This window comes from Stenotrophomonas sp. 364, from assembly GCF_009832905.1.
Lineage (GTDB): Bacteria > Pseudomonadota > Gammaproteobacteria > Xanthomonadales > Xanthomonadaceae > Stenotrophomonas > Stenotrophomonas maltophilia_AP.
The window spans coordinates 239,340-260,795 of the sequence record NZ_CP047135.1 but is presented as its reverse complement, the minus strand read 5'-3'; the positions used below and the strand labels follow the sequence as shown (position 1 = coordinate 260,795).

The 21,456-nt window shown below is 65.8% G+C and carries 16 protein-coding genes; 8 read left to right on the top strand and 8 right to left on the bottom strand.

Features of this window, described 5'->3' with window-relative positions; genetic code table 11:
- Positions 1-10 precede the first annotated feature (10 nt).
- The 8 genes from GQ674_RS01175 (at position 11) to GQ674_RS01140 (ending at position 9,343) form a co-directional block, all read left to right on the top strand.
- Entirely contained in the window at positions 11-964 is a 954-nt protein-coding gene (locus GQ674_RS01175; RefSeq protein ID WP_236546164.1) for a glycosyltransferase family 2 protein, read from the top strand.
- The gene (locus GQ674_RS01170; protein WP_159495668.1) at positions 961-1,722 is read left to right on the top strand and encodes a GNAT family N-acetyltransferase; all 762 of its coding nucleotides are present in this window, start codon (positions 961-963) and stop codon (positions 1,720-1,722) included. Before GQ674_RS01175 ends, GQ674_RS01170 begins: the two co-directional genes overlap by 4 nt.
- A gap of 94 nt (positions 1,723-1,816) precedes the next feature.
- Positions 1,817-2,161 carry an EamA family transporter gene (locus tag GQ674_RS01165; protein WP_236546163.1) on the top strand — a complete coding sequence of 115 codons (345 nt, stop codon included), beginning with the start codon at positions 1,817-1,819 and terminating at the stop codon, positions 2,159-2,161.
- A 54-nt stretch (positions 2,162-2,215) separates the two neighbouring features.
- Positions 2,216-3,328 carry a dTDP-4-amino-4,6-dideoxygalactose transaminase gene (rffA, locus tag GQ674_RS01160; protein ID WP_236546162.1) on the top strand — a complete coding sequence of 371 codons (1,113 nt, stop codon included), beginning with the start codon at positions 2,216-2,218 and terminating at the stop codon, positions 3,326-3,328.
- A 165-nt stretch (positions 3,329-3,493) separates the two neighbouring features.
- On the top strand, positions 3,494-4,855 hold the full coding sequence (locus GQ674_RS01155; protein WP_159495666.1) for a phosphomannomutase: 1,362 nt from the start codon (positions 3,494-3,496) through the stop codon (positions 4,853-4,855).
- 14 nt (positions 4,856-4,869) lie between these two features.
- A complete protein-coding gene (locus GQ674_RS01150) occupies positions 4,870-6,273 on the top strand; it encodes a mannose-1-phosphate guanylyltransferase/mannose-6-phosphate isomerase (protein ID WP_159495665.1) in 1,404 nt (467 codons plus the stop codon).
- A 185-nt stretch (positions 6,274-6,458) separates the two neighbouring features.
- On the top strand, positions 6,459-7,082 hold the full coding sequence (locus GQ674_RS01145; protein ID WP_159495664.1) for a class I SAM-dependent methyltransferase: 624 nt from the start codon (positions 6,459-6,461) through the stop codon (positions 7,080-7,082).
- A 206-nt stretch (positions 7,083-7,288) separates the two neighbouring features.
- Positions 7,289-9,343: a hypothetical protein gene (locus tag GQ674_RS01140; RefSeq protein ID WP_159495663.1), complete on the top strand. Its 2,055-nt coding sequence runs from the start codon at positions 7,289-7,291 to the stop codon at positions 9,341-9,343.
- A gap of 47 nt (positions 9,344-9,390) precedes the next feature.
- Here the strand turns inward: GQ674_RS01140 and GQ674_RS01135 are convergent, their stop codons facing one another.
- The 8 genes from GQ674_RS01135 to GQ674_RS01100 all read right to left on the bottom strand — a co-directional run bounded on the left by GQ674_RS01135 (position 9,391) and on the right by GQ674_RS01100 (position 21,440).
- Positions 9,391-11,457 carry a hypothetical protein gene (locus tag GQ674_RS01135; RefSeq protein WP_159495662.1) on the bottom strand — a complete coding sequence of 689 codons (2,067 nt, stop codon included), beginning with the start codon at positions 11,455-11,457 and terminating at the stop codon, positions 9,391-9,393.
- Positions 11,454-12,359: an NAD-dependent epimerase/dehydratase family protein gene (locus GQ674_RS01130; RefSeq protein ID WP_159495661.1), complete on the bottom strand. Its 906-nt coding sequence runs from the start codon at positions 12,357-12,359 to the stop codon at positions 11,454-11,456. Before GQ674_RS01130 ends, GQ674_RS01135 begins: the two co-directional genes overlap by 4 nt.
- Complete coding sequence (gene gmd / locus GQ674_RS01125) at positions 12,343-13,377, bottom strand: GDP-mannose 4,6-dehydratase (RefSeq protein ID WP_159495660.1); 1,035 nt, start codon at positions 13,375-13,377, stop codon at positions 12,343-12,345. Before gmd ends, GQ674_RS01130 begins: the two co-directional genes overlap by 17 nt.
- 287 nt (positions 13,378-13,664) lie before the next feature.
- The gene (locus GQ674_RS01120) at positions 13,665-16,544 is read right to left on the bottom strand and encodes a glycosyltransferase (RefSeq protein ID WP_159495659.1); all 2,880 of its coding nucleotides are present in this window, start codon (positions 16,542-16,544) and stop codon (positions 13,665-13,667) included.
- The gene (locus GQ674_RS01115; protein WP_159495658.1) at positions 16,545-18,020 is read right to left on the bottom strand and encodes an FkbM family methyltransferase; all 1,476 of its coding nucleotides are present in this window, start codon (positions 18,018-18,020) and stop codon (positions 16,545-16,547) included. It abuts the gene before it with no gap.
- Positions 18,017-19,282, bottom strand: coding sequence for an ABC transporter ATP-binding protein (locus tag GQ674_RS01110; RefSeq protein WP_159495657.1), 1,266 nt, complete (start codon positions 19,280-19,282; stop codon positions 18,017-18,019). Before GQ674_RS01110 ends, GQ674_RS01115 begins: the two co-directional genes overlap by 4 nt.
- Entirely contained in the window at positions 19,279-20,073 is a 795-nt protein-coding gene (locus GQ674_RS01105) for an ABC transporter permease (protein ID WP_159495656.1), read from the bottom strand. Before GQ674_RS01105 ends, GQ674_RS01110 begins: the two co-directional genes overlap by 4 nt.
- Positions 20,070-21,440, bottom strand: a complete 1,371-nt coding sequence (locus GQ674_RS01100; protein WP_159495655.1) for a glycosyltransferase — start codon at positions 21,438-21,440, stop codon at positions 20,070-20,072. Before GQ674_RS01100 ends, GQ674_RS01105 begins: the two co-directional genes overlap by 4 nt.
- Positions 21,441-21,456 lie beyond the last annotated feature (16 nt).

Below are 21,456 nucleotides of genomic sequence, written 5' to 3'. Positions count from 1 at the left end.
TGAAACCGCGGTGAGTGGCCTTCCAGGCACGCCCCCCGACGTGTCGGTGGTCGTGCCTGTGTACGGGTGCGCCAGTTGTCTGGAGGATCTTGCCGACCGGGTAGGCGCCAGCCTGTCCGGTGCGGGCCTGACCCACGAGCTGATTCTGGTGGACGATGACAGCCCGGACAACGCGTGGCGCCGCATCTGCGAGATCAGTTCGCGATCGGCCGCCGTGCGGGGGCTCAGGCTGTCGCGCAATTTCGGCCAGCACGCCGCCATCAGCGCCGGGTTGTCCCGCGCGCGGGGGGCGACGGTGGTGGTCATGGACTGCGATCTGCAGGACGTTCCGGAAGAGATTCCCGCGCTGCTGGCGGGCCTGGATGGCGAACACGAGATCGTGCTCGGCCAGCGCGTCGAACGCCAGGACAGTTGGCTCAAGCGCTCTGGTTCGCGCCTGTTCTACCGCACGCTCGGCTGGCTCACCGATACCCGCTATGACGCCTCGACGGCCAACTTCGGGGCGTACAGCCGGAAAGTCGTGGATGCGATGAACGGCATGCCCGAGATGGACCGGTTCCTGCCACTGATGGCACGTTGGACCGGTTTCCGTACGCGCGCCATCCCGGTGTCGCACGGACGGCGTACCGAAGGCCAGAGCGGCTACAGCCTGCGCAAGCTGATCCAGATGGCCACCCGGATCGTGCTGTCCTTCTCGGACAAGCCGCTGCGGCTGGTCATGTCCCTTGCGTTCGCACTGGCCACAGTGGGCGTGTGCATCGCGCTGTTCGCGATGCTCCGCTACCTGGCCGGTGACATCCAGGTGGCCGGCTTCACCAGCATTCTCGCCTCGGTCTGGCTGGTGGGCAGCTTCATCATGGCCAGCCTGGGCGTGGTCGGGCTTTATCTGGGCCGCATCCATTACGAGACCAAGCAGCGGCCGGCTTTCATTGTCTGGCAGGACACCTGGAAGGACGCGGCATGAATGCCGTCTCCGGCCTTGTACCGGCCGCCCTGGATTCGGCCCGTTTCGGCATCCTGGTCGAGCGCGCTGCGTTCGACGAGGACACCGCCCTATCCACCATCGTGGCGGCGGTCGCACGCTCGGCGGCCGACCTGATCATCCTGCGCACCGCCGCAGGACGCTCGGACATCGCCACCGCGCTGCAGCAGCAGGGCGAATTCGTCATCCATGCCGACACGCTGGTCTACCACGGTATGCCATTGGACGCCGGATCGGGCGCGTTGGCCCCCAATGTCCGTGTCGCCACGGCGGCCGACCGTGAAGCGATCGCCCTGATCGCCGCGGCCAGTTTCCAGGGCTACCGCGCCCACTACGCCGCCAACCCCCTGTTGCCCCAGGACAAGGTGCACGCCGGCTACGTCGAGTGGGCCCAGAGCCGGCTGGACGACACCCCCGACCGCGCCGCCACCTGGGTGGTCACCGACGGCGGTGCCATTGCCGGGTTCGCCACCTGTGACCGGCATGGCGACACCGTCGACATCGTGCTCAATGCGGTCCACCCCGATTTCGAGCGCCGCGGCCACTATGGGCGCCTGCTCGGCCACCTGGCGCACCACTACGCGCAACAGTCGCTGCAGCGCCTGATCATCTCGACCCAGGTCTGGAACTACGGCGTACAGCGGCAATGGGCCAAGGCCGGCCTCCGGCTGTACGCTGCACTGGACACCTACCATCTGGACCGCAGGCTGGCGCGATCAAGCGCGTTGCGCCGCCCATGATGCCCCTCTTTCCGCAGGCACGTCCCAACACCGGGGCCTGCCTGTCGCCCTTATTTTCCAGGCGCCTTTCTGCATGAGCTATGTATTCATCGGCATGACCATCCTGCTGACTGCTTACGGACAACTTGTCCTGAAGTGGCAGGTGGGACTGCACGGCCATCTTCTGGCCAGCCCGATCCAGCCCCTCAACCTGCTGCAGCTGCTGCTGAAGCCGTGGGTGATCTCGGCCTTCGTGGCCGCCTTCGGCGCATCCCTGTGCTGGATGGCTGCCTTGAGCCGCATGCCGCTCAGCCGTGCCTACCCGTACATGGCGATCAATTTCTTCATCGTCGCCCTGTTCGCCGCGGTGCTCTTCCGCGAACAGCTGGACGCCTACAAGATCGCCGGCACGCTGATTATCATGCTGGGCGTGGTCGTCCTGTCCCGATCCGTCGCCTGACCCGCCCCGACACCTACCCTGAGAGCCATCGTGATTCCATTCAACAAACCATTCATGACGGGTAGCGAACTGGAGCACATTGCCCAGGCACATGCCAACGGCCATCTGTCCGGCGACGGCCCGTTCACCAAACGCTGCCACGCATGGCTTGAGCAGAACACCGGCGCCGCCCGCGCCCTGCTGACCCACAGCTGCACCTCGGCCCTGGAAATGGCGGCGCTGCTGCTGGATCTGGAGGAAGGCGACGAGGTCATCATGCCGTCGTATACCTTCGTTTCGACGGCCAATGCGTTCGCGCTGCGTGGCGCCATTCCGGTGTTCGTCGACGTCCGTGCCGACACGTTGAACCTCGACGAACAGCTGGTCGAGGCGGCGATCACCCCGCGCACCAAGGCCATCTGCGTGGTGCATTACGCGGGCGTGGCCTGTGAGATGGACACGATCATGGACATCGCCGCGCGGCATGGGCTGGTGGTGGTGGAAGACGCGGCGCAGGCCATCATGTCCACCTACAAGGGACGCCCGCTGGGCACCATCGGCGAGCTGGGCGCGCTCAGCTTCCATGAAACCAAGAACATCATTTCCGGCGAAGGCGGCGCGCTGCTCTGCCGCGACAGCACCTACGCCGAACGCGCCGAGATCATCCGCGAGAAAGGCACCAACCGCAGCCGCTTCTTCCGCGGCCAGGTCGACAAGTACACCTGGGTGGACGTGGGTTCCTCGTTCCTGCCCGGTGAGATCACCGCTGCGTTCCTGACCGCGCAGATGGATGCGGCCCGGCAAATCACCGACCAGCGCCTGGCCATCTGGGACCGATACCACGCCTGGGCCGAGGCGCATGAGCGCGCAGGCACCGTGCAGCGTCCCAGCGTACCGGCCAACTGCACGCACAATGCGCACATGTACTACCTGCTGCTTCCCTCGCTGGAGGTACGCACCCGCTTCATCGCCGAGCTGAAGCAGCGCGGTGTGCAGAGTGTTTTCCATTACATCCCGCTGCATTCGTCGCCGGCCGGGCTGGAACATGGACGCTGCGGTTCGGCGATGCCGGTTACCGACGACATCAGCGCGCGTCTGGTGCGCCTGCCGCTGTGGGTGGGCGTGGAACAGCAGATGGACACGATCCTGCAGCACGCCGACAAGGCGCTGCACGCTGCGCTGGCCTGACCTGGTCAGGGGCAGGTGTAACGGCCTGCCGGCCCCGCCCTTCCGGGGCCGGGGCGCAGGCATCACGCAAGCTGAATACAGGCGAGTACGGGGGCCGGGCAGGCTGACGCGCCCTCACGGGGCCTGTCGCTATAATCGACGGCCACCCCAAAAAGGACTTCTTTGATGACGCTTCCCTGCTTCAAGGCCTATGACATCCGTGGCCGGGTGCCCGAAGAACTCAACCCGCCGCTGGCCAAACGCATTGGTGCAGGAACCGCCACGCTGCTGGGTCCGGGCCCAGTGGTATTGGGCTACGACATCCGCCTGAGCAGCCCCGAGCTGCACCAGGCGCTGGCCGAGGGTTTCCGTGCCTCGGGCCGCGACATCATCGACATCGGGCTGTGCGGCACCGAGGAAGTCTATTTCCAGACCTTCCACCGGCAGGCCGCCGGCGGCGTGATGGTGACCGCCAGCCACAACCCGATGGACTACAACGGCATGAAGCTGGTGCGTGAGCAAGCGCGCCCAATCAGCGGCGACACCGGGTTGTTCGACGTGCGTGACTACGCCGCCGCCGACACCGCGCTGCCGGAAGGCGGCAACGGTCAGTTGCGCCAGGACACCGACAAAAGCGCCTACATCGAGCACCTGCTGGGCTATGTGGACCGCAGCGTCCTGAAGCCGCTGAAGATCGTGGTCAACGCCGGCAACGGTGGCGCCGGCCTGGTGATCGACCAGCTTGCGCCACAACTGCCCTTCGAGTTCATCCGCATCCAGCATGAGCCCGACGGCAGCTTCCCCAACGGCATCCCCAACCCGCTGCTGCCGGAAAACCGCGCCGCGACCGCCACCGCCGTGCGCGAGCATGGTGCCGATTTCGGCATTGCCTGGGACGGCGATTTCGACCGCTGTTTCTTCTTCGACGCGAAGGGCGACTTCATCGAGGGTTATTACCTGGTGGGTCTGCTGGCCACCGCGCTGCTCAAGCGCCACCCGGGCGGCAAGATCATCCACGACCCGCGTCTGACCTGGAACACCGTGGAGATGGTGCAGCAGGCCGGTGGCGTGCCGATCATGAGCAAGACCGGCCATGCGTTCATCAAGGAGCGCATGCGGGCCGAAGACGCCATCTACGGCGGCGAGATGAGCGCGCACCATTACTTCCGGGAGTTCGCCTACTGCGATTCGGGCATGATCCCGTGGTTGCTGATCGCCGAGCTGGTGTCGCAGACCGGCACGTCGCTGGGTGATCTGGTTGCCGACCGCATGCAGGCATTCCCGTGCAGCGGCGAGATCAACTTCCGCGTCGACGATGCCAAGGCCACCGTTGCCCGCGTGATGGCGCATTACGCCAGCGAGCAGCCGACCCTGGACAACACCGACGGGGTCAGCGCCGAATTCAAGAACTGGCGCTTCAACCTGCGTAGCTCCAATACCGAACCCCTGCTCCGCTTGAACGTGGAGACCCGCGGGGACGCCGCCCTGCTGCGCACCCGTACCGACGAGCTGACCGCCCTGATCGGCGGCAGCGCGGCCCAACACTGATCCAGGACGCATCCATGTTGCCCATCGTTCCCGTCATCCTCTCCGGTGGTTCCGGCACCCGCCTGTGGCCCGTCTCGCGCGAGGCCTATCCGAAGCAGTTCCTGCCGCTGGTCGGGGAGGACACCATGCTCCAGGCCACGTGGAAGCGCGTTGCGCAGGTCGCCGGTGCCGCACCGATCGTGGTGGCCAACCAGGAACACCGTTTCATGGCCGCCGAGCAGCTGCGCGAGTGCAATGTCACGCCGCAGGCGCTGATCCTCGAACCGATCGGCCGCAACACCGCACCGGCGATCGCCATTGCCGCGCTGCAGGCAATGGCCAACGGCGATGACGCGCTGCTGCTGGTGTTGCCGTCGGACCACGTGGTGCGCGATGAAAAGGCGTTCCACGAGGCGGTCAAGCAGGCCGCGGCCGCGGCGCAGACGGGCAAGCTGGTCACCTTCGGCATCGTGCCGACCGCACCGGAAACCGGCTACGGCTACATCAAGGCCGCAGCTGGTGAGGGCGTGCGCGCGGTCGAGCGCTTCGTCGAGAAGCCGAACCTGGAAACCGCCGAACAGTACGTGCGGTCCGGCGAGTACTTCTGGAACAGCGGCATGTTCCTGTTCAAGGCCTCGCGTTACCTGGCCGAGCTTGAAGCCCTGCAGCCGGCCATCCTGGCCGCCAGCCGTGCCGCGCTGGACAAGGCGTCGCGCGACAGCGACTTCATCCGCCTGGATGCCGACGCCTTCGCCGCCAGCCCGAACGATTCCATCGATTACGCAGTGATGGAAAAGACCGCCGATGCGGCCGTGGTGCCGCTGGATGCCGGCTGGAACGACGTGGGCTCCTGGTCGGCGCTGTGGGAAGTGTCGGACAAGGATGCCTCGGGCAATGCCTGCCACGGCGACGTGATCGCGGTCGATTGCCGCAACAGCTATGCCTACGGCAGCCGCCTGATCGCCATGGTCGGGCTGGATGACGTGGTGGTGGTGGAAACCGATGATGCGGTGTTCGTGGGCCACAAGGACCGCGTGCAGGACGTCAAGGAAATCGTGGCCCGGATCAAGCGCGACGGCCGCAGCGAAGCAGCCGCGCACCGCAAGGTTTACCGCCCGTGGGGCGCCTACGACTCGATCGATAACGGCGCCCGGTTCCAGGTCAAGCGCATCACCGTCAAGCCGGGCGCCACGCTCAGCCTGCAGATGCACCACCACCGGGCCGAACACTGGATCGTGGTCAGCGGCACTGCCGAGGTGACCCGTGGCGAGGAGGTCATCCTGCTGACCGAAAACCAGAGCACCTACATCCCGCTGGGCGTTACCCATCGCCTGAAGAACCCGGGCAAGCTGCCGTTGGAGCTGATCGAAGTGCAGTCGGGCAGCTATCTGGGGGAAGACGACATCGTCCGCTTCGAGGACAGCTACGGCCGGGCCTGAGCACGCGCGCGGGTAGTTGGCAGTCTCCCAAGACCCCGCTTCGGCGGGGTTTTCTGCATCTGGTGGGCGTGCATCGGTCCGGCATGCCGCAGTCGCACTTGCGTGGCCAGCTGCAAGTGCAGGACTATCAGCAGTCAGGAGGGTCACTCCGGCCTCCCGCCACCCCGTACCTCGAGAGGTTAGCCATGGCCCAGAAGACGACCGGCCTTCACGCAATTCTCTCGGCCCCGTGGGCCTACGACCTGCTGCAGAACATCCTGGGCGCACAGAAGGCGCGCAAGCGCCTGCTCAACGACCATGCGCGGCCGGGGCCCAACGCGACCATCCTGGATATCGGGTGCGGGACCGGTGAGATCGTCCCCCACCTGCCAAAGGGAGCCGGCTACCACGGCTTCGACCTGTCCCCGCTTTACATCGAATCGGCCAACCGCCGCTTCGGCAACCGCGCCACGTTCCACTGCATGGACATTGCCGACTACCAGCCACAGGACGGCGACGAACTGGCCGACGTGGTCCTGGCCGTCGGCATCCTGCACCACCTGGACGACGATATCGTGGTGAAGTTGATGCAGTCGGCGCGCAGCAAGCTCAAGCCCGGTGGCCATCTGGTCACCATGGATGGCACCTTGGTGGACGACCAGTCCTCCCTGGCACGCAACCTGATCCTGCGCGACCGCGGCCAGAACATCCGCACACCGGATGCCTACCGCGCCTTGGCGGAGAAGGCCTTCCAGGACGTCAAAGTCACCGTTCGCCACGACATGATCTACGTTCCCTACACGCATTGCGTAATGGAGTGCCGCGCCTGAGGGCGAACGATGCCTGAGCGCGCGTCAGCCACGGGAGGCTGACGGCGGCATCGTGCTACAGCGCCGCGCGGGGAAGCGCAGCGACACAGAGCAACCTGAGCAACCTGAGCAAGAACAGCACTGCCAGATGATGCCCGGGTTGGGTGAGACCCGGTAGAGACCAAACGTGGTTCTTCCTGCGGAATCGACCTGTGAGCAGAGCATCGATGCACTCGACTGCGGTACCGCACGTGCGCGGGGAAAAGCGCTGGCGCGCCGGTGTGACCGGCTTCCTGACCCGTGAGCGCGGGCGCACCGCAGTGGCGTCAGTGCTGCTGGTGATCAATGTGGTCCTGCTGATCACTTACCTGTTCGTCAGCTACAAGGGGATCTTCCACTCCGATTCGTCCGTCAAGAACCTGCTCGCACAGGAAATGCACGATACGGCGCGTTTCTTCCCGCCGGGCTGGAACTATGTCAACAAGGACCTGATGGTCCTGTTCGGCCAGCTGGGCATCTTTCCCCTGCTGTTCTTCTTCGACAACAGCTACACGCTCTATGCGATCTCCAGCAGCGTGGTGGCCCTGCTCATTCTGGCCAGCGCCGGCTGGTTCACCGGGCTGCTGGACGGCAGACCCTGGCAGCGGGTGCTGGCCGTGGCGGTGCTGGCCGGCGGCATCTCGGGCGGCGTCGCGGAGGATGTGTTCGGACAGGCCGCCTACGGTGCGGTGGTGATGTTCACCTGCCTGGTCACGGTGCTGGCCTGGAAGGTCATGAGCACCGCGATGGCGCGGCGCGTTCTGTGGTGCGCCCTGCTCTTCGGGCTGGTGACCCTGATCACCTGGAGCAATCCGCAGCGGTCGGCCGCGTCCTACCTGCTGCCGCTGTTCTGTGGGCTGGCCGCCTATGCCTGGGGCGGAGAGTGGAAGCGACGCCTGCAGCGCTGCGTGCCGGTTGTCGTGGCGGCCCTGGGCGGCTTCGCCGCAGGCGCGGTTCTGAGCGTGCTGACGCTGACCCGGGTGAACAACAATGCCGGTGCGGGGGCCGCACGCTGGCTGAGCTTTGACGGGATGGCCGCGAACGTGGTGCATACCGGGCATGCGCTGATGGGCCTGCTGGGCGGCGTGCCGGTCGGCGGTGGCAGCGTGACCACCGCGGCCGGACTGTACGCCGCGGTGAGGCTTCTGGCGGCCCTGGTGCTGCTGGTGATGATCGGCCGGAGGATCATGGTGATGTGTGCGGGCCCCGGCGATCGCGTGCGTTTCGTGGGCGGGCTGCTGGCGGGACTCTCGCTGTGCTTCCTGTTCCTGCAGGCCACCACCACCATTCCCGACATCAACGACCCGGTCAGCGCGGCACGTTACCTGACGCCGATGGTCGTCCTCGGGGTGATGGCCGTGGTCTGCTCGCCGCTGGATGCCGCCGCGCCGCTGCGGTCGCTGCTGGTGGTGGGCATGAGCCTGCTGCTGGCCACCAGCAGTGTGGTGTCCTTCAATCCCGGGTCGATGATCAATCCGGGCTGGCAGAATCCACAACGCGACGCGCTGGTCGCCGAGCTGAAGACCCTGGGGCTGCGCTACGGCTATGCCAACTACTGGAACGCCGGATCGCTGACCGTCCTCAGCGGCAGCGAGATCCGGATTCGCCAGATCATCATTTCCAGTGGCCTGCCGCTGCCCATGCGCCACCTGTCATCCGATCGCTGGTACGAGCCGGAGGCGTGGCAGGGCGAGACCTTCCTGCTGCTCAATGACACCGACATGGCCGCGATGGACTGGAGTGCCATGACCCGGCATGCCGGGGCGCCGATCCGCGAATCGCGCGTCGGCAACCTGCACCTGTACGTCTTCAAGCACAACATCGCGCGGGACCTGCCCAACTGGAGCAATGCACTGAACGCGCCGTACCACCTGTCGGCCGCGCCTGACAGCGCGAAAATGGTCGGCCGATGGGTCGATGCGGAAGGCGCGCTGCGGACACGGGTGGGCGAGTCCGGCTTCCTTCAGTACGGCCCGTACCGGCCGCTGCGTCGCGGCACCTACCAAGTGACCTATGACGTCACCGGCAGCAGCGAGCCGACGGGACAGGTGGTGGCCGTTGTGGATGCATCGGTTGCCGGCGGCACCGGCATTCTGGGGTCCGCGGAGGTTCGCGCGGACGGCCGGACCACGCATACGATCCAGTTCCGCCTGAATCAGCCGGTCACCGACCTTGAACTACGGGTCATGGCAACGGGCAGTGGCGAGGTGGCGTACAGAGGGCTCACGCTTTCGGCCCGGTGAGACACCCTTCGCCGGCGCCCCGACGGGCGCTGGCGAGGGGTGCGCGATCAACGCGCGGACAGTGTCACGCCCTTGTAGGTGACCTCGCCGGTGCCGTTGGCAACCACGCGCATCTCCAGGGTGGCCACGGGCTTGTCCAGGGTGAACTCGATGGTGTGTTGGGCGGTGCCGTCGCCGCGCACCTCCGCCACGCCCATCACCTGCGCCCCGCCTTCGGCGACCACATCCACGACCGCCACCACCTGCTGTGCAGGATCGGCCTGGCCGGCGACATCGAACGTGACGCTGTAGCGTCCGCGGCCAAGCAACACGTAGGGCCCGAACTGAAGGTAGCCGGACTCGCCGGGCATGGCCTTCAGCGACTGGGTCAAGTCGACCCAGCGCCCGACCGTTTTCGACCCGTCCGGCCCGGCGTTGATCCGCAGCGGCTTGCGCAGCACCGCACTCCAGCCGGGAACATCCAGGGCCAGGTTCTGCTTGAACACGAACACCTGCTTGTCACCGATCCTGGCCTGCCGGATCGGCTGGCCGGCGTAGTGGGTCAGCGTGCCCCAGTTGATCGACGCCACTTCTGTGTCGGTCAGCAGCAGGAACGTCTCGCCCTGCCAGGCTTCCGGCTCGTACCAATGGTCCGACGAAAGGTGGCGCATCGGAACCGGCAGACCGTTGAACACCTCGACCTGCCGGATCTTGACGTCGCCGCCGCTGAGGACGGTGAGCGCACCGGCATTCCAATAGGTGGCATACCCATACTGCAGCCCCATGGCCTTCAGTTCGGCCACCAGCGCATCACGCTGCGGGTTCTGCCAAGCGGGGTGGATCATCGAGCCCGGGTTGAAACGGACCACGCTGTTGGTGGCCAACAGCAGGCTGAGTCCGACCACAAGCAGTGCCCCCAGGCGGGACGCGCTCTGGAGCGGGGAGCAGATCACCAGCAGCAGCGCCAGCGTGGTCGCCGGAGCCAGATAGCGGGCCACGCTGACCGGGTCGTTCATGTCGGCCACGGTGGTGGTGACATGCAGGAACAGGAAGCACGCGGCCAGACCCGCCACCATCCCGCCCACGAAGCGTGCCTGCGGGCTGGCACTTCGGCACAGCGCAACGACCTTGCGCCCCATCAGCACCAGCAGGATCACCGCGGCAAGCAGCCGCAGCGCCGCGTAGATGCCCGGTGCGCTGATGACATTGCCGCCACCGGCCGGCACGCCGCCCAGCAGGGCCACCAGGCCGTGGGCGGTATGCACGATGTTGGTGGCCATCGCGTTGAAATCGAGCCAATGGGCTGCGCCCACGCCCGCATTGTTGTTGACCTGCGTCAGCGTCCATACGCTGAGGCCGGCGCCGATGACGAACCCGAGCACCGTGGCAGCCACTACCGGCACAGATGCCCGCAGGCGCGGCTTCCAGTCCCCGCCCCACAGGTAGGCGGCCAGGCCGCAGTACAACGGCAGCAGGTAGGTGGCCGCGGCGCGCTGCGGATTGCTCCACGTGCACAGGGCAACCACGACGAACAACAGTGCCCACCACACCGGACGTCGCTGAGGCAGGGCCGTCATCGACTTCCAGGTCAGCACCGTGATCAGGCAGCTGAGCATCAGCAGGATGCCGTACGCCGCCTGGCCGAAGATGTCTTCCTCGATGCCCGCCGAGACCCCGCCGGCGAGCACGGCCAACGCCAGCACACGCTGCCAGGTACTGCCCCCGAGCAGCCCGGTAAACCACCAGACACTGCCCAGGATCAGCACGGCCACGGCAACGCCGGTCACCGCATAAAGCGTGTAACTGCCTTCATAGAAGAACTGAAGCGGCCACACGCCGAGCTGGGCGAACAGGATCATCAGATCCTTGTTGACGTAGTTCCAGCCCGCCGGGAAGAACCGGCCGGTGTCGTGCATCTCCTGCGCCAGCAGTACACGGACCGCCGAATCGGAGTGGAAGATGCCCTTGTAGCTGACGAAGAGAAACACCACCAGCAGGGCGAAATTGATCGCCAGCAGGAACGCCGCCAGCAGGGTGCGGCGGCGGTCATCGCACAGGAACTGCCCGGCCCGCAGGAGGGCGTCCGGCCAACCGCGTTGTTGGGCGGGGGCAACGTTCAATGGAGATTGGCTCACGGGGTGCTTCCGTACATCCAGGATAGGGTGGAGGCGAAGTCGAACGCGGGCATCTCACCGACCTTGGCCAACACCTTGTCGTTGGAGCCGCGCAGCGATTTGACTTCGTTGCCGCGCACAAAGGCGGGGTTCACCCGCACCTCGATGGTGTAGCCGGCGAGTGCGTTGAGCGTGTCGATCACCTGCTGCAGCGACCACTCCACGCCGGAGCAGACGTTGTACACCTCGCCAACGCCGGGCGTGGCGAGCAACCGCGCGTACAACTCGGCAACCCAGCGTACGTCGTAGAAATCGCGCGACACGTCGATGTTGCCCAGCTCGATCACCGGCGCGCGACGCTTGAAATGCCCCACGATCTTGGGAATCAGGAACCGTTCGGACTGCCCTACCCCGGTGTAGTTGAACGGCCTGACCACGGTGATCGGCAGCCGGTCCTTCCACAGCGACGCCATCGCCTCCATCGCCATCTTGCTGACGGCATAGTCATTCTGCGGCGACAACGGCGCGTCTTCGCCGAGCACACCGCCCACGTTGCCATACACGTTCGCGCTGCTGGCCAGCAGCACATGCGCCGGCGGCGTCGGCAACCCAGCAAGGGCCTCGAGCAGGTTGCGCGTGCCTACGATGTTGACCCGGTAGATTTCATCGGCATCCCCATGGGCGACAAATGAGATCGCCGCCAGGTGGATGACATAGGCCGGCTGCAGCGCCTCAAGGGCGACCTGCAGCGCGGCGCGATCGAGCAGATCCACCGACGCGGTGGCCGACGGGCCCGCGTGCGACCCCAGGGTCACCACCTCGTACCCATCGGCCTGCAGCCGCTCGATCACGTAGCGTCCGGTGAAGCCGGACGCCCCCGTGATCAGGACACGCTTACCGGGGGTCTCAGAAGGAGAAACCACGTTCGTTCCTCTTCAGGTCCGCCTCAACCATCATCTGGCACAGCTGTTCCAGGGTGGTCGTCGGCTTCCAGCCCAGCACGCGCGCGGCCTTCTCCGGATTGCCGATCAGCAGGTCGACTTCTGCCGGGCGGTGGAACTTCGCATTGATGCGCATCACCGTCTTTCCGGTGGCCGTATCGACCGCGGTTTCGTCCTGGTCCTTGCCACGGAACTCGACGTCGATGCCCGCGCCCTTGAAGGCCATCTGCACGAAGTCGCGCACGGTCTCGGTGCGGTTGGTTGCCAGCACGAAGGTATCGGGCTGGTCGACCTGCAGCATGCGCCACATGCCTTCCACGTATTCCTTGGCAAAGCCCCAGTCGCGCTTGGCATCCAGGTTGCCCAGCTCCAGGCAGTCCAGCTGGCCGAGCTTGATCTTGGCCACCGAGTCGGTGATCTTGCGGGTCACGAACTCACGGCCGCGCAGCGGGCTTTCGTGGTTGAACAGGATGCCGCTGGAACCGAAGATGTCGTAGCTCTCGCGGTAGTTCACCGTGATCCAGTGCGCGTAGAGCTTGGCCACGCCATACGGGCTGCGCGGGTAGAACGGCGTTTCTTCGATCTGCGGGATGGCCTGCACCTTGCCGAACATTTCCGAGGTCGACGCCTGATAGAAGCGGATCTTCGGATTGATCAGGCGGATCGCTTCCAGCAGGTGGAGCGCGCCGACGCCGGTGATCTGTGCGGTGGTGGTGGGCTGTTCGAAGCTCACGCCCACGAAGCTCTGCGCGGCCAGGTTGTAGATCTCGTCCGGCTGGATCTTCTGCACCATCGAGATGGTGGTGCCCAGGTCGGTGAGGTCGTACTCGACCAGATGCAGATTCGGGTGGTTGAGCACGCCCACTTCGTCCAGGCGCCAGAAGTTCACCGAGCTGGTGCGACGGTACGTGCCATGGACCTCGTAGCCCTTCTCAAGCAGCAGTTCGGTCAGGTAAGCACCGTCCTGACCCGTGATACCCGTGATGATTGCCTTCTTCATGATGTGTTTTCTTCTTCAATGATTGATACGGTTTTGGCAGGTCGGTCCCTGCTGCAGATCCGGCAGCAAACGGGAGCGACGTTCTCTACGCACCAGGTGGCTGCGCAGCGAAGCCGCGCGCCCGGACCCCCAGCGAGCCTGGCAGTAGGCTGAAGCGGGATATTCTGCCACGGGTCTTCACATTCCCCGCGACACGCCCATCACAGCCTGCAGCACCGGCCCGCCCTGCCAGTGTCCGCTGTAGCAGCGCCGGCCCGGTTGCCGTCGCGATACGGTGGTCGAGCACGTTATCCAGCGTGCATCCTCGGTGCCCAGTCATCCCAGTTCGCCTCCTGCACGCCGATCCAGCGCAGATGCTGGCGCGCCACGCTGTCCACCGCCTGCGCACCGGGCATGCCGAGCAGCAGGTCACCCGGTGCTGCATCCACGGGATCATCGGCCAGCATGTCGTCAGGACAGCCTAGCAACGCCAGCGTTGCCTTGCGCGCGTAGTGGTAGACGCCGTCACCGCGGCAGGTCACCGGCTCGATCCGCCAGCCTGGTGGCGGCGCCAGCAGCAGCACGCGCAGTCGCTCCAGCGCGTTCTCGTTGCCGGCCGCACTCAGCGCATCGATATCCACCAATGCCTGGGGGCAGGTCGACGCCGCCGGGAAACTCCAGGCCATGGCCTGGCCAAGCGCGGCTTCATCCACCATCCCGCCGCCGTGGGCCAGGTAACGACCGAGCGAGGTAACCAACGCCTGCGGTGACCCCTCGGCAGCGACATGGAACGCTTCGATGGCCTGGTGGTACGCCTCTGCGCATCGACGCGGCCCGTGGACGTCGAGCATGAACGCCCGGGCGTCGGCGGACAGGCGCGCGCGCAGCGCGTCATCGCGGTAGAGCGTGACCAGTGCATCCTGCAGCGACGCATCGTCGAACGCATCGGGCAACTTGATGACGACATGGTCCGGCAGGTCGGCCATGGCGCCGTTGGCATTCACCACCGTGGCCAGCCCATGGTTCATCGCGTCCAGGACCGCAGCCGACGTCTCGCCTCGCGAGAAGGTCCGCAGCTGCACGGCAACGTCGCCGGCCATCAGGTAGCGGCGGAAATCGTCCCGCTCGGCGAACCCGGTGATGTGGATACGCTTGCCTGCCGGACTGGACTGGATGCTGCGCTCAAGCGCATGGCCGTAGTCGTTCGGATCGGCCTGGCCGACGAAGACCAGGTGGCACCGCTCGTCCTTGGCCAGCGGTGACGCCAGCCACGCGTCGACAAGGCGTGCGTTCTGCTTGGATGGCGCCATGAAGCCGAAGCTGCAGACCACGAAGGCGTTTTCAGGCAGGCCCAGCGCTGCGCGTGCAGCACGGCGCTCGGCCGTGCCGGGGAACGCCGGCGCACGCATGAGGGGAACCTCACGCCACGACGCCGTATCACCGCACGGGTAGTACTGCTGGGCCATCCGCCGCGAAACGGCAGAATGGACAACCACGCCCTGCGCCGCAGACAGCACCGTGAAATTGCACGGATAGTCCTGCATGAGCTGTTCGTGCTGGCGGTCGGCCTTGGCCGGCATGGGCACGTAACCATGCGAGCGGTACAACGCCTCGTTCCACGTGCCACGCATTCCCATGGCCAGTTCGCGGTAGGCGAACAGGCCACTGAGGAAGAAATCGTGCAGCACCACCACGCCCGGCACCCGCTCCAGCATCTCCACCATGTGGGCGTGGTACATCGAGTTGCCGAAATGGTAGATCACCCGGTCATAGCCGGCGCCGTGCGCCTGGAACCACGCCAGATCGCGCACCCGCGCCGTGCCCTCCACGGCATGGTCGTCGATCCCGGGCTGGGTGAGGATCACATCGATCTCATAGAAGCGCGCCAGCTCGGGCACCAGCTCGGCACTGTAGTCGGCGATCCCGCTGCGCTCCGGCGGCATCGGCGAAACGTAGGCCAAGCGGGGCCGCGGGGCCGCCAGCGGACGCTCACAGCATGCCTCCATGGCCGCGATGGCCTTGATGGCGCTGGCATCCCAGGAGAACTTCAGCGCCTGCACCGGCGCGTGCGCGAGCAGCCGCGCGCGGAAGGCCTCGTCAGTCAGGCCCTGCGCCATCTTCTGCATGATGGCCAGATCGTCATAGGGGTCGAACAGGGCCTCTTCCAGGCCGATGACCTCCGGCAGGCTGGACGTGGCCGCACCGATCACCGGGGCACCACACTGCATCGCCTCCAGCGCGGGCAGGCCAAATCCTTCATGCCAGGACGGGAACACGAACAGCCGCGCGATGTTGTACAGCGCCACCAGGTCCTCCTCCGGCACGAACCCGGTGAGCACCACTTCGTCCTCGCGCAATCCACAGTCGCGCATGAGGGCGGTCAGCAGGCGTCGCGGCTCTTCGTGCACGGAGCACACGATGGCCAGCTGATGCGCCGATCGCACGTTCTTGGGCAATTTCGCATAGGCGCGGATCAGCCCTTCAATGTTCTTGCGATGGTCGATGCCGCCGGTGTACATCACAAAGGGACGCGTCAGCGCGTACCTGCCACGGACAGCCGCCTCGTCCAGGGCATCGGCACCCAGGCGCTGGAAGCCCTCGTCGATGGCCGAAGAAATATTGACCACGCCGTCGGCATCGAAGCCGAGATGGTCCACTGCCTCCTGCGCGGCCGAGGCGGAGATGCCCAGCAGCAGGTCGGCCCGCCGCATCTGCGCGATCTTGCCGTGATACCAGCGCGCCATCACCGGGTTGTCCAGGTAACGCTTGCGGTAGATCAGCGGAATCAGATCGAACAGGGTCACCGCCGTGCGCATCGGGGTGCTGCCAACGCCGATGCTGGTGATGGCAGGCTCGCCCAGCCCTTCAAACAGACTGGACACATGCACGATGTCCGGCTTCAACGCCTGCAGGAAGGCTTCACGCAGGCGATCATCCACCCCATCGTCACCGACCAGTCCGGCCGTGCGCACAGGCAGCCAGATGTGGAAACGGTCCGCCGGAAGCGTGTCACCGAACGCCTTGATGATCGGCTCGATGCTGTCCTCGAAGCGGCCATTGAGCACGACATGGATCTCGTGGCTGCCCGCATTGCGCACCATGGCCAACGCCAGCGACAACGAATAGCGGCCGATACCACGGAAGCGGCTGCCGGACTGCGCCCCCTGAAGGTCGATTACGATGCGCACTTAGGCCTTCGCTCCTACCACTGCATGGCGCAGGCGCAGCAAACGCTGCCTTGCCTGGGCCGAAACATCCGCCGGCAACGGCTCAGCGAGCAGTTGCCGGAGGGCCGTTGAATCCACCGCCGCAATCGCCTGCGGGCCCGGGTGGATCACCGCCGGCCTGCCCAGGGCGGCACCATGCCAGGCGCGCAGGCGCGCATCCAGCGCCGGCATCGACGCCAGCACGTTGCCTGCGGTACGCCTGAGCCGCGGCGAGCGCGACGCACGGCGAAGGACGCCGAAGACGACCCGTTTCACTGCCGGCTTGAACGCGTGCACCCCGTGCCGCGCCAGGCTGACCGGCGCCTTGGCGACGGCGCGCAGCATGCGCGACAGCACCCGCAGGGGTGCCGTGACAATCCACGAGGTGCTGTTATGGATGATCGTGAGATCGCCATGCAGCTTGGCCACCTGGGACAGCGCAAGGTCGCGCTCGTCGGAGACCTGTGCGATGGCCGCCGCCACTGCCTCGGCCGCGGCGGCCTTGGTCTGCACCAACTCTTCCTGCAGGCGGCCAGCATGGCTCATGGCCCATGCCTGGTCTGCCAGCAGCGCCTTCTGACGCTCGCTGGCCTCCAGCCGCTGCTGCAGCAGGCGCAGCTCGAACTCCGTATTGGCCTGTTGGGTGCTCGACAACTCGTCCTTGGTCTGCGCCAGCTCGGCGGATATCCGCGCCAGGTCTTCTCCCCTGCGTGCCGCTTCGTCGTGGGCGACGGCGGCATCGAGGTTCAACTTGGCGGCGAAGGTGGATGTGGCGGTGCCGGCCAGTTGGAAGCGGTCGAACACGTTCGGCCCGACGTGGAAGGCATCGGCCAGCTCCGGGTGGGCGTCACTGACGTAGAAGCGGTTGAGGCCGTCGAAATACACGAACCGGTAGCCCCTCTCGACCACCAGCGCGTCCCACTCCTCGTAGTTCTGTTCCTGGCTCATGGGGCGCGTGCTTTCGATCACCAGCACCCACGGGCGCAAGGAGCCATGCCAGCCCTCCAAGACCTGCTTTTCGGCACCTTCGACGTCGATCTTCAACCAATGAACATCGCCTTCGACGATCGCCAGGACCTGATCGAGCGTGACCACCGGCACCACGACGCGGGTGACGTCACGGCCGTCGCGCTCATAGCCCTCGGCAAGGTCTTCGCGTGAGGTGCTCAAGCCGGTGCCGGACATCGCAAACAGGGCACCGATCCCTTCTTCGGCACCCACCATCACCTGCATCACCACGTCACCCGGCCGCTCCTTGCGAAGCTGGTCCGCATAGAACGGCATGGGCTCCACGTGCACGCCCTTCCAGCCCTGCTCATGGAAGGCGCGGCTGACCGAGTCCTCGTAGGCGCTCTGCGCACCGATGTCCACGTAGTTGCCTGCCGGCACGTGACCCAGTGCGCGCCAGAGGATCACGTCCTCAAAATTCTGCGCATAGGAGATGATGCCGTCCTTCATGCGATGCCCCCCTTCGCAGGCACATGCTGGGCGGCACCCCGTTCGATGACGAAATCGCCATCGAGCCAGGTCGTACCAATGAACACGTCCCGATCAACATTCACCACGTCGAAAACCAGCAGGTTGTCGACCCATTCGTAGTTGTTCTCAAGATGGTTGTCCCCGCTCACCAGCGCCGGCGAGACCGAGTAGGAACCCGGGCCGAGCGTGCAGGTGAACGGAAGCGAGAACACCACCGTCTCGCCGGCTACCAGCCCATGCTCCACCTGTTTGGTATGCCAGGTATTGGTGCCCCAGACCACGTGCCCATACTTGTCGCGGACCATGTAGCCCAGCACCAGCCGGTCCACCGGCGCGTGCACGCCGGCAACCAGGCGAAGCTCCACCTTCTGCCCCACCGTGGCGACTTGGATCGGGTTGCCCTGCGCATCCAGCAATGCCAGTGAATTGCAGGTCACTTCGCGCGTGCCACTGCGCGTCAGCATCCAGCCGTCCGCTTCGCGATGCTGCTCGATGTTGAGCGAGGCATTTTCCTTCTTCGCCACCAGCGCGTTGTAGTAGTCCACCACTTCGTCGGGCGACCCATCCTTGAGCACGCGGCCAGCGTCGAGCAGGATCACGCGATCGCACAGCGTCTTCACTTCGGACATGCCGTGGGAGACGAACAGGATCGACGTCCCCTGCTCTCGGAACGCTCGGATGCGGTCGAAGCTCTTGTGCTGGAAATAGGAGTCGCCCACCGACAACGCTTCGTCGACAATGAGTATGTCCGGCTTGAAGGCAGTGGCCACGCTGAAGGCCACGCGCATCTGCATGCCGCTGGAGTAGGTGCGGACGGGCTGGTCGAAGTAGTCGCCGATCTCGGCAAACGCTTCGATCGCCGGCATCGCCTCCAGCACCTGGCTCATCTCGTAGCCCATCAGGCCGGCGGCATGGGTGGCGTTCTGGCGACCGGTCAGCTCGGGATTGAAACCCATGCCCAGTTCAAGGATGGCGGCAATGCGCCCGCGCCGGCCCACCTGGCCGACGGTGGGCCGCACGGTGCCGGTCACGATCTTGAGCAGGGTGCTCTTGCCTGCGCCGTTCTGACCGATGAGGCCAATGGCCTCGCCCGGCCCGACGTGCAGGTCGATGTCCTGGAGCACCCAATGCTCATCAGTGGGACGGGCGGGAATGCCAAACCACGACGCCACCCGCTTCCATTCGCTGCCCCAGGTCCGGTAGGACTTGCCAACGCCGGAAAGTGTCAGTTCGCCGCTCATAGTGCATCCACCATCTCAGGCGAGGCCCGCCGGAACACGATCATCGCCACCAACGCAGCGGCCAGGGTAAAGAGGGTCAGCACCGCCAGCTCACGCAGCATCGGCGGCTTGCCGAACACAAGCACGTTCTGATAACTGGCCACCAGCGGGTACAACGGATTGAGCTTGAAGAACTGCTGCACACGCTCGGGCAGGATATTGATGCTGTAAACCACCGGGGTGAGCCAGAACAACGCCTGCAGGACCACCGGCACCACCTGCCCGATGTCGCGCATGAACACGTTGAGTGAGCCAAGCAGGATGCCCACCGACATGGACAACAGCAGCGTCAGCAGCATCAGCGGCGGCAGCCACAGGGCCTGCGCGTCCGGCAGATGGCCCAACGCGGCGAAAACTCCGAAGATGGCCACCATCAGCAGCAGGTTGGTGACCAGCATCTGGCCGGCCGCGATCAACGGCAGGCACAGCCGCGGGAACGCCATCTTCTTCATCAGGTTGCCATTATCGATGAATAGATTGGTGCACTTCTGCAGCGTTTCAGAGAACAGCGTCCAGCACAGCTGCCCGGCCATCAGGAAGATCGCGTACGCATACTTGTTGTCGATGCCGGGCAGCTTGGCAGCCAGCACTTCGGACAGGATCAGCGCAAAAATAAGCACCTGGGCCAGTGGGTGGATGATCATCCACAACCCGCCCAGTTTGCTTCGGATGAAGCGCGACCGCAGGTCGTTCTTGATCGATGAGAGGATGAAGTGGCGGTAAGCCCACACCGCACGTAGAAGTTCTTTCATGACACCCTTTGTTGGGAATGCCGGTCGCCCGGCAAGGAAGTGCGTTCAAGCAGGTGGGTGATGGCGCTGCGCAGGCCCGATGCGCACGCAGCCGATGACAAGGTCTGATGGATATCCGTACGTGCCTGCGCGCCCAGCGCCCCGGCCAAGGCCGGCTCGCCGCGGACGCGGCGCATGGCAAGGGCGGCCTGATCGATATCGGCGTCGGCCCAGCGCGCGCGGGGATCACCCGGGTAGTCGCCAGGCTGCACCGGCACCAGCTGCGCATCAACCAGCAGGCTGTTCTGCGCCGTCATGAAGTCCAGGTTGCCCGACCACGCCGTGGCGATCACCGGCTTGCCGATGGCCATGCACTCGGCCATCCCCAACCCCAGTCCTTCGCTGCGATGCAGGGATACAAAGGCGTCGCAGCACCGCTGCAGCGCGGCCACATGCGCAGGGGCGATCAGGTCGTCACGCACCTGCACGCGGTCGTCGGCGCCGGCAAGGGACAGCAGCGTCTGCAGGTGCTCTGGATGCCGGTGCCCGTGGCTGGTCTTGAGCAGCAGGCGCACCGAACGATCGCCGGGCGGAAACGCCGTCCGGAAGGCCGCAATCACCGCACCGGGATTCTTGCGCTGCATCCACGAATTGAAGTCGAAACTGTACAGGAACAGGAAAGGCGCCTCTTCCAGTCCAAAGTCGCTGCGTCGCAGGCCGCTGTCCACCGCTGCGTGCATCGGTACCGGTACGTGGAACAACGGCGTGCTGCACGCGCGGGCAAACGCATCCTGGATGAACTGCGTTGCCACCACGATGCCATCCACGCGCGCGATAGCCGGCCGCCATGCCTCGGGAATAGCCTCCAGCTCCCAGAACCAGCTGGCCAGCAGCGGCTTGCCCTGCAGGCGCGCTGGGCCGATGCGGTCGAGCACCTCGGAAAAATCATCCGGATTGGTACAGACTAGGTTGACGGCGTGCGGGGCGGACGCGTCGTGGTAGCGGGCCAGGTGTGGATCGGCGCCGTTGCCCGGGGCACCGATGTCCACCAGTGTGACGGGCACGCCGTTGCCTGTCAGGGCGCGCGCATAAGCACGCGCCACTTCGGCCAGACCGAACTCGCCCGAAAAATGGCCGAACACGTTCAACCCGGGCGCACCGGGTTCGGATGGACGGACCGTCGGCGCGGCCGGCCGCTGGATGGGCTGCGACCAGGCCGGCGTGCGGGCGAAGCGCAGTTGCTCCACCACACTGCCGGCCATCGCCGAGGACACCTTTTCGCGCCACGCCCGCGGCAGCGGGCGATACAAGGCCCGCACCAGACCCTGGCTGCGCAGCCATGCCGACAGCCGCAACCAGCGACTGCCTGTCGGCACAGGTGCCGCCATCACGGCGATCCGGCTG